The sequence below is a fragment of the Mycobacterium sp. genome, from assembly GCF_035314905.1.
Taxonomy (GTDB): domain Bacteria; phylum Actinomycetota; class Actinomycetes; order Mycobacteriales; family Mycobacteriaceae; genus Mycobacterium.
This window is the reverse complement of the sequence record NZ_DATFYW010000191.1, coordinates 1-7,584: the sequence shown is the minus strand read 5'-3', so window position 1 is coordinate 7,584 and position 7,584 is coordinate 1. Positions and strand designations below refer to the sequence as shown.

Annotated in this window: 9 protein-coding genes and 1 pseudogene; 5 read left to right on the top strand and 5 right to left on the bottom strand. The window is 70.7% G+C overall.

From position 1 onward, the window contains the following. Positions 1 to 216: pseudogene (locus VKG81_RS16780) on the top strand (RNA polymerase subunit sigma-70); the annotation flags it as partial. Here VKG81_RS16780 and hemW read toward each other — a convergent pair. Next, positions 213 to 1,388 (bottom strand): radical SAM family heme chaperone HemW, encoded by a 1,176-nt coding sequence (hemW, locus tag VKG81_RS16775; RefSeq protein ID WP_324397686.1) that lies wholly within the window; start codon positions 1,386 to 1,388, stop codon positions 213 to 215. The pseudogene VKG81_RS16780 and the gene hemW sit on opposite strands and share 4 nt — an antisense overlap. A gap of 92 nt (positions 1,389 to 1,480) precedes the next feature. Between hemW and VKG81_RS21575 the strand changes: the two genes are divergently transcribed. The 4 genes from VKG81_RS21575 to VKG81_RS16760 all read left to right on the top strand — a co-directional run bounded on the left by VKG81_RS21575 (position 1,481) and on the right by VKG81_RS16760 (position 4,774). Further along, positions 1,481 to 1,582, top strand: a complete 102-nt coding sequence (locus tag VKG81_RS21575) for an Ms4527A family Cys-rich leader peptide (RefSeq protein WP_414685306.1) — start codon at positions 1,481 to 1,483, stop codon at positions 1,580 to 1,582. Between the two features lie 116 nt (positions 1,583 to 1,698). Continuing rightward, positions 1,699 to 3,369: a nitrite/sulfite reductase gene (locus tag VKG81_RS16770; RefSeq protein ID WP_324397685.1), complete on the top strand. Its 1,671-nt coding sequence runs from the start codon at positions 1,699 to 1,701 to the stop codon at positions 3,367 to 3,369. Further along, positions 3,366 to 4,067 carry a phosphoadenylyl-sulfate reductase gene (locus VKG81_RS16765; RefSeq protein WP_324397684.1) on the top strand — a complete coding sequence of 234 codons (702 nt, stop codon included), beginning with the start codon at positions 3,366 to 3,368 and terminating at the stop codon, positions 4,065 to 4,067. Before VKG81_RS16770 ends, VKG81_RS16765 begins: the two co-directional genes overlap by 4 nt. Then, positions 4,064 to 4,774 (top strand): sirohydrochlorin chelatase, encoded by a 711-nt coding sequence (locus VKG81_RS16760; protein WP_324397683.1) that lies wholly within the window; start codon positions 4,064 to 4,066, stop codon positions 4,772 to 4,774. The genes VKG81_RS16765 and VKG81_RS16760 overlap by 4 nt, the downstream gene beginning before the upstream one ends. On the opposite strand, the gene VKG81_RS16755 is transcribed toward VKG81_RS16760, so the two are convergent. The 4 genes from VKG81_RS16755 to VKG81_RS16740 form a co-directional block, all read right to left on the bottom strand. Beyond that, a complete protein-coding gene (locus VKG81_RS16755; protein WP_324397682.1) occupies positions 4,760 to 5,797 on the bottom strand; it encodes a sulfate/molybdate ABC transporter ATP-binding protein in 1,038 nt (345 codons plus the stop codon). The two genes, VKG81_RS16760 and VKG81_RS16755, sit on opposite strands and share 15 nt — an antisense overlap. Positions 5,798 to 5,818: 21 nt before the next feature. After that, on the bottom strand, positions 5,819 to 6,631 hold the full coding sequence (gene cysW / locus VKG81_RS16750; protein ID WP_324397681.1) for a sulfate ABC transporter permease subunit CysW: 813 nt from the start codon (positions 6,629 to 6,631) through the stop codon (positions 5,819 to 5,821). Beyond that, a complete protein-coding gene (gene cysT / locus VKG81_RS16745) occupies positions 6,628 to 7,500 on the bottom strand; it encodes a sulfate ABC transporter permease subunit CysT (RefSeq protein WP_324397680.1) in 873 nt (290 codons plus the stop codon). The genes cysW and cysT overlap by 4 nt, the downstream gene beginning before the upstream one ends. After that, positions 7,497 to 7,584: hypothetical protein (locus tag VKG81_RS16740; protein WP_324397687.1), on the bottom strand; the 88-nt coding region annotated here is incomplete at its 5' end. The genes cysT and VKG81_RS16740, both read right to left, overlap by 4 nt.

Here is a 7,584-nt window from a genome sequence, read left to right as displayed (position 1 = left end):
GTGGCCCGGCTCGCGAAGTCCTATGCCGGCCTCGACACCGACGTGCGGCCCGCGGCTGTCAACGGCGCCGCCGGCGCGGTCATCCTGCGGGCGGGGCGGCCGGTGTCGATCATGGGATTCGTCGTCACGGCCGGAGCCGTCACGGCCATCGACGTGCTGGCCGACCCGGAGCGCATCGCGCGGCTGGATCTCGCCGCGGTGCTTGCGCAGACCTAGTCGAGGACGGAGCGCACCACCGCGTCGGCCAGCAGCCTGCCCCGGTCGGTGAGCACAAGCCGGTCGCCGTCGCGGTCGAGCAGGCCGTCGGAGATCGACACCTCGGCACGCCGGCGTTCGGAGTCGGTCAGCACCGCCGACGGCAGACCCCGGCGCAGCCGCAGCCGCAGCATGACGTCCTCGGTGTGCGCCTGGGCGGCGCCGAGCTGCTCGAAATCGGCGACCGGCAGGGTTCTCCCGGCCAGCAGCTGCCCGTACGCGCCGGGGTGCTTGACGTTCCACCACCGCGTCGAGCCGACATAGGAGTGCGCGCCCGGGCCGGCACCCCACCATTCGCCGCCGTCCCAGTACCCGAGGTTGTGGCGGCACTCGCCGCCGGGACGGCTCCAGTTGGACACCTCATACCAGCGGAAGCCGGCCGCCGAGAGCCGCCCGTCGAGCAGTTCATAGCGGCGCGCCAGCACGTCGTCGTCGGGCGCGGCGAGCTCGCCGCGGCGCACGCGGCGGGCCAGCGCGGTGCCGTCCTCGACGACCAGCGCGTAGGCCGACACATGGTCGACACCCGCGCCGAGCGCCGCGTCGACCGATCGCCGCAGGTCGTCGTCGCTCTCCCCCGGGGTGCCGTAGATCAGGTCGAGGTTCACGTGCCGGAAGCCCGCGGCCATCGCCTCGGAGGCCGCGGCCACCGCCCGCCCGGGCGAATGCACCCGGTCCAGCACCGCCAGCACCCGCGGCGCGACCGACTGCATGCCCAGCGACAGCCGGGTGTAGCCGGCGCAGCGCAGCGCGTCGAAAAGCCCCGGCGACGTCGACTCCGGGTTCGCCTCGGTGGTGACCTCCGCGCCGCGGGCCAGCCCGAACGCGTCGCGCACCGCGTCGAGCACCGCGGCCAGCCGCCGGGCGCCCAGCAGCGACGGGGTGCCGCCGCCGACGAACACCGTGTCGGCGGCGGGGGCGGTGCCCAGGCGGGCGGCGGCCTGCGCCAGCTCGGCCCGCACGGCGGCCAGCCAGCCGTCGGGGTCGGCGCCGCCCAGCTCGCCGGGGGTGTAGGTGTTGAAGTCGCAGTAGCCGCAGCGGGTCGCGCAGAACGGGACGTGCAGGTACACGCCGAAGCGCCGGCCCGGGGTCGTCGCCGGGTCGGGCAGGGTCGCGGGTGCCGCGCTGACCGTCACGAGAGCCAGTCTCCCAGAGCGCCGGGCGCACTTTTGCTCGCCGTGAGCGCAAATTTGACCCGGTTAGGGCATGTGGGGGCGCTCGTGGCAGAATGGCCGACGTGACCGCCCGGAGCTTCCGCACCCGCGTTTCGCTGGTCGCGCGGCGGCACGTCGACTTCAAGCGTGTTTGCAGCTGCTGCTGTCTGCCTTGATGTCGTAGACCTGCCCACCTGTACTTTCAGCTGGCCGCCGGATCTGCGCCGCCGGATCAGTCGCCGGTGGTTGCGCGCGGTCCGAACGCCGGCCCGGACGAGGAAATGACCGCCCGATGACAGAGTCCCGACCGCCGAAGCGGCCCCGCGGCGAAGGCCAGTGGGCGCTCGGCTATCGCGAGCCGCTCAACGCCAACGAGCAGAACAAGAAGGACGATCACCCGCTGAACGTGCGGGAACGCATCGAGAGCGTCTACGCGCACGCCGGCTTCGACAGCATCGACAAGAGCGACCTTCGCGGGCGCTTCCGCTGGTGGGGCCTCTACACCCAGCGCGAGCAGGGGTACGACGGCACCTGGACCGGCGATGAGAACATCGACCTGCTGGAAGCCAGCTATTTCATGATGCGGGTGCGCTGCGACGGCGGCGCGCTGTCCACCGCCGCACTGCGCACTCTCGGCGAGATCTCCACCGAGTTCGCCCGCGACACCGCCGACATCTCCGATCGCGAGAACCTGCAGATGCACTGGATCGAGGTGCAGAACGTGCCGGAGATCTGGCGGCGGCTCGACACGGTCGGCCTGCAGACCACCGAGGCGTGCGGCGACTGCCCGCGGGTGGTGCTGGGTTCACCGCTGGCCGGCGAGTCGCTCGACGAGGTGCTCGACCCGAGTTGGGCGGTCGAGGAGATCGTGCGCCGCTACATCGGCAAGAAGGAATACGCCAACCTGCCCCGCAAATTCAAGACCGCGATCTCCGGCCTTCAGGACGTGTGCCACGAGGTCAACGACGTCGCGTTCATCGGCGTGGTGCATCCCGAGCACGGGCCGGGCCTGGACGTGTGGGTCGGCGGCGGGCTGTCGACCAACCCGATGCTGGGGCAGCGGCTGGGCGCCTGGGTGCCGCTGGAGGAGGTGCCCGACGTCTGGGAGGGCATCACCTCGGTGTTCCGGGATTACGGCTACCGCCGCCTGCGTGCCAAGGCGCGGCTGAAGTTCCTGATCAAGGACTGGGGCGTCGAGAAATTCCGCGCGGTCCTCGAAGAGGAGTACCTGGGCCGCAGGCTCATCGACGGGCCCGCACCGCAGCCGGTGATCCACCCGATCGACCACGTCGGGGTGCAGCGCCTGCGCAACGGCAAGAACGCGGTCGGCGTCGCACCGATCGCCGGGCGGGTGTCGGGCACGATCCTGACCAAGGTCGCCGACCTGGCCGCCAAGGTGGGCTCCGACCGCATCCGGTTCACCCCGTACCAGAAGCTCATCATTCTCGACGTGCCCGACGAGCACGTCGACGGCCTGGTCGCGGGCCTGGACGCGCTGGGGCTGCCGTCGACCCCGTCGCACTGGCGCCGAAACCTGATGGCCTGCACCGGCATCGAGTTCTGCAAGCTGTCGTTCGCCGAGACCCGCAAGCGCTCGCAGGTGCTGGTGCCCGAGCTGGAGCGCCGGCTGGAGGACATCAACTCCCAGCTCGACGTGCCGATCACGGTCAACATCAACGGCTGCCCGAACTCGTGCGCGCGAATCCAGGTCGCCGACATCGGCTTCAAGGGGCAGATGCTCGACGACGGGCAGGGCGGTTCGGTCGAGGGCTTCCAGGTGCATCTGGGCGGCAGCCTCGGGCTGGACAGCGGGTTCGGCCGAAAGTTGCGCCAGCACAAAGTCCTGTCCACCGAGCTCGGCGACTACATCGAGCGGGTGGTGCGCAACTTCATGAAACAAAGGAACGATGGCGAGCGTTTCGCGACGTGGGCCCTACGAGCAGACGAGGCGGACTTGCGGTGAGCGTGACCACGGAGAGTGACCTGCGGGAGCTGGCGGCTCGCGGCGCGGCCGAGCTCGACGGGGCCGGCGCGGTCGACCTGCTGCGCTGGGCCGACGAGCGCTTCGGCTCCGATTACGTCGTGGCGTCGAACATGCAGGACGCGGTGCTGATCGACCTGGCCTCGAAGGTTCGCCCCGGCGTCGACGTGTTGTTTCTGGACACCGGCTACCACTTCGTCGAGACCATCGGAACCCGGGACGCCGTCGCCGCGGTGTACGACGTCAACGTCGTCAACGTCACCGCCGAACACACGGTCGAACAGCAGGATCAGCTGATGGGCAGGGACCTGTTCGCCCGCGATCCCAGCGAATGCTGCCGGCGGCGGAAGGTCGCCCCCCTGGGCAAAGCGCTGCGCGGCTACTCCGCCTGGGTCACCGGGCTGCGCCGGGTGGAGGCGCCGACGCGTGCCAACGCCGCGCTGATCAGCTTCGACGAGGCGTTCGGGCTGGTGAAGATCAACCCGCTGGCCGCGTGGACCGACGACGACATGCAGGCCTACATCGACGCCAACGGCGTGCTGGTGAATCCGCTCGTCGAGGCGGGCTATCCGTCGATCGGCTGCGCACCGTGCACCGCGAAGCCGGCACCCGGCGCCGACCCCCGCAGCGGGCGCTGGCAGGGCCTGTCGAAGACCGAATGCGGGCTGCATTCATCGTGAGCACCCTCGTGCTCGCCGCGCACGGCAGCGCCGACCCGCGTTCACCGGCCACCGCGCACGCCGTCGCCGACGAGATCGGCCGGCTGCGGCCGGGGCTGGCCGTGCGCGTCGGCTTCTGTGAGCGCTCGGAGCCGGACCTGCGCGACGTGCTGGCCGGCGCGGGCACCGGCGCCGTCGTGGCGCCGCTGCTGCTGGCCGACGCCTACCACGCCCGGGTCGACATCCCCGGATTGATCGCGCAGTCGGCCCCGGATCGGGTGCGCCAGGCCGGTGTGCTGGGCGAGGATCCGCGGCTGGTGGCGGTGCTGCGGGAACGGGTGTGCGGCCTCGGCGTGTCGCGGTGCGACCGGAGGGTGGGCGTGATCGTCGTCGCGGTCGGCTCGTCGTGGGACATGGTCAACGCCCGCACCGCCGCGGTGGCACCGGCGGCGGCCGCCGGAACACGGTGGGCCGGCGCGCTGACCGCGTTCGCGACCGGTCCACGCCCGACCCTCGACGAGGCCGCGCGGACCCTCCGCCGCCGCGGCGCAACGCAGTTGGTGATCGCGCCGTGGTTTTTGGCCCCGGGACGGCTGACCGACCGCGTCGCCGGCTACGCCCGGGACAACGGCCTACCGATGGCGCCGCCGCTCGGCGCGCACCCGCTGGTCGCGGCCACCGTGCTGGACCGGTTCGACGACGCGGTCGCCGGCCTAGCCGCCGCTTAGAACGGCTTGCGGCACCTGCGCTTCGCCGCCGATGGGCGGCACCCGGGTCGCGCGCACGTACACGGTGTCGCCCTCCTTCAGCCCCAGCGCCTCGGCGTCGCCGCGGGTGATCTGCGCGGTGAACGGGGCGCCGGTCGGCGCGCTGGTCAACTCGACGCGGACCTCGAACCCGAGGTACACGATGCGGTCGATGGTGGCGCGGGTCACGCCGGTGGACTCCGCTGTTCCGTCACCGGCCGCGATCGCCATCTCCGGATTGCGGCCCACGCGAATGTCGTGGGGGCGTACCAGGATGCCGTTGAGCGAGGACACCGCGCCCAGGAACGACATCACAAACCCGTTGGCGGGGCTGTCGTACACCTGCGTCGCCGAACCGACCTGCTCGATGCGGCCCCTGTTGAGCACCGCGATCCGGTCGGAGACGTCCAGCGCCTCGGCCTGGTCGTGGGTGACCAGCACCGTCGTCACATGCACCTCGTCGTGCAGGCGCCGCAGCCACGCCCGCAGGTCTTCGCGCACCTTGGCGTCCAGCGCGCCGAACGGCTCGTCGAGCAGCAGCACCTGCGGGTCAACCGCCAGCGCGCGCGCCAGCGCCATGCGCTGACGCTGCCCGCCCGACAGCTGGGCGGGGTAGCGGGTCTGAAAGCCGCTGAGCCCCACGGTCTCGAGCAGGTTGTCGACCTTCTCGCTGATCTCCGCCTTCGGCCGCTTGCGGATCTTCAGGCCGAACGCGACGTTGTCGCGCACCGTCAGGTGCTTGAACGCCGCGTAGTGCTGAAACACGAAACCGATGCCGCGACGCTGCGGCGGCACATGCGTCACGTCACGCCCGTCGATCGTGATCGTGCCGGTGTCGGGCACGTCGAGGCCCGCGATCGCGCGCAGCAGCGTGGACTTGCCGGATCCGCTCGGCCCCAGAAGCGCGGTCAGCGACCCCGACGGGACCGTGAAGTCGATGTCGTCGAGCGCGGCGAACTCGCCGTAGCGTTTGTTCACACCACGCAGCGTGATCGCGTCGGTCATCTCACAAGCTCCCTGTCCGGCCTAGGCTTTCGCGCGTCCCCGCCGCGCGTCGAGGATCACCTGGACGACGAGCACGAGCACCGCGACCGTCATCAACAGCGTAGAGACCGCGTACGCGCCGTATTCGGCGCCACGGCTGTAGCGGTCCGACACCAACAGCGTCAACGTCTGGGACTTGCCGGGCAAGTTCGACGACACCATGATCACCGCGCCGTACTCGCCCAATGTGCGCGCCACGGTCAGCACCACGCCGTAGGTCAGCCCCCAGCGGATCGACGGCAACGTGATCCGCCAGAACGTCTGCCACCACGTGGAACCCAGCGTGGCCGCGGCCTCCTCCTGGTCGTTGCCGATCTCGTGCAGCACGGGCTCGACCTCGCGGATCACGAACGGCAACGTCACGAAGATACTGGCCAGCACGATCCCGGGCAGCCCGAAGATGATCTTGAAGCCGAGGTCGCGCTCGACGAAGCCGAACAACCCCGCCGATCCCCACAGCACGATCAGCGCGACGCCCACGATCACCGGCGACACCGCGAACGGCAGGTCGATGACGGCCTGCAGCGCGCCCTTGCCGCGGAACCTGTTGCGGGCCAACACCAGCGCGGTCGGGACGCCGAACAACACGTTGAGCGGCACCACGATCGCGACCACCAGCAGCGACAGCTGCAGCGCCGATACCGCGGCGGGGGTGCTGATCTGGGCGAAGAACTGGCCGAGCCCCGACGCGAACGACCGCCACAGGATCAGCGCCACGGGCACGATCACCAGCACCCCGACGTACAGCAGCGCCGCATACCTCGCCAGGTAGCGGGCCAGCGGCGACAACGTCACCCGGCCAGCTCCTCGCGCTTGGCGGTCCGCGACCCCACGGCCCGCAGGATGAACAACACGACGAACGAGATCGCCAGCAGCACAATGGAGATGGCGGCCGCACCGGTGCGGTCGTCGTTTTCGATCAGCGTGCGGATCCACTGCGAGGACACCTCGGTCCTGCCGGGGACCGCCCCGCCGATCAGCACCACCGAACCGAATTCCCCGATGGCCCGCGAGAACGCCAGCCCGGCGCCGGACAGCAGCGCCGGGGTGATCGCGGGCAGGATGATCGTGGTGAAGATGCTCCGGTTGCCCGCGCCCAGCGACGCCGCCGCCTGCTCGGCCTCGCGGTCGACCTCCAGCAGCACCGGCTGCACGGCCCGCACCACGAACGGCAACGTGACGAACAGCAACGCGGCCCCGACGCCGTACGGCGTGTGCTGCAGGTGGATGTCCACCGGGCTGTAGGGACCGTAGAGCGCCAGCAGCACCACGCTGGCCACGATCGTCGGCAGCGCGAACGGCAGGTCGATCACCGCATCGACGAGCCGCTTCCCCGGGAAGTCGTCACGGACCAGGACCCACGCCACCAGCAACCCGAAGACCAGGTTGATCAGCGTCACCGCGGCCGAGATCGTCAGTGTGACACGGAACGACTCGATCGCCGATGGCGACGTCACCGCCGCGACGAACGCCGACCAGCCGCCCTTCGCCGACTGCCAGACGATCGCCGCCAGCGGCAGCAGCACAATGACCGACAGCCACAGCGTGGCCACCCCCAGGCGAAGCGAGGTGGCGCCGGTGCGGCCGCCCGGCGGGCGTTGAAGTTCGGGTTCGGCGAGCTCGGGCCTGATCGCCTCGGGATTCGGTTCTAGCGCAGCTGTCATCCGGTGGCCTGCTTGTAGATCTTCGTGATGCTTCCGTTGTCCTTGTCGAACAACTGCGGATCCACCGTGTCCCATCCGCCGAGG

Coding starts and splice junctions, on each gene's coding strand:
- VKG81_RS16770 (WP_324397685.1), top strand. CDS start 1,699: ATGACAGAGTCCCGACCGCCGAAGCGGCCCCGCGGCGAAGGCCAGTGG.
- VKG81_RS21575 (WP_414685306.1), top strand. CDS start 1,481: ATGGCCGACGTGACCGCCCGGAGCTTCCGCACCCGCGTTTCGCTGGTC.
- cysT (WP_324397680.1), bottom strand. CDS start 7,500: ATGACAGCTGCGCTAGAACCGAATCCCGAGGCGATCAGGCCCGAGCTC.
- VKG81_RS16755 (WP_324397682.1), bottom strand. CDS start 5,797: ATGACCGACGCGATCACGCTGCGTGGTGTGAACAAACGCTACGGCGAG.